The 703-nt window shown below is 61.5% G+C and carries 1 protein-coding gene; it reads left to right on the forward strand.

Going from position 1 to position 703, the window contains the following annotated elements:
- Nucleotides 1-703: invasin domain 3-containing protein (locus tag GJV78_RS22720; RefSeq protein WP_155110314.1), on the forward strand; the 703-nt coding region annotated here is incomplete at both ends.

Here is a 703-nt window from a genome sequence, read left to right on the forward strand (position 1 = left end):
GTGAACCACAAGGAGTCTGGCGAGGTGCCGGTCACCGTGGCGCAGCCCGGTGAGGTCAATGCGGCAGACAGGGTGTCCCTGAAGGTGAATTCTGTCGTGCATTCTGTGGCGCTGAAGGCGGGTGACAGCGCAGGGCTGACGGTAACGATTGAAGACCGGTACGGCAACCGGGTGACCGGTCTGGCGGGAGGAAACAACAGGAATATTGACATCTGGGGCATGGTTGCCGGGCAAAGTAACGAGGGGCTGCACTGGCAGGAAGGCTCAGGGGAAAACGTGGGGATTTATACCTCAACGATGACGATGACGCGGGCAGGTGAACATCAGCTGAAGGCGAGGGTGAATGCTGACGAGCCTGTAGATTCAAACGTGGTGCCTGTCAGCGTTGCTCAGCCGGACAGCGCCGGCGTGGTTGAGTACGTGTACCTGTCGGCGAGCAGGGAAGCGCTGAGTGTGGGTGAAAGCACGGTGCTGACGGTGACGCTTGAGGACAGGTACAACAACCGGGTGACCGGGCTTTCCGGCAGCGATATCGTCCTTAGCGGTGCGCTGGAAGGCCAGGAGGTGTCGGGGCTGCGCTGGAATGAGGTCAGTACCGGCGTCTACGAAGCAGAGCTGACGATGACGAAGGCGGGGGCGCACCGGCTGAAAGCGACGGTGAACCACAAGGAGTCTGGCGAGGTGCCGGTAACCGTGGCCCAGC

This window comes from Intestinirhabdus alba (assembly GCF_009711095.1).
Classification (GTDB): Bacteria; Pseudomonadota; Gammaproteobacteria; order Enterobacterales; family Enterobacteriaceae; genus Intestinirhabdus; species Intestinirhabdus alba.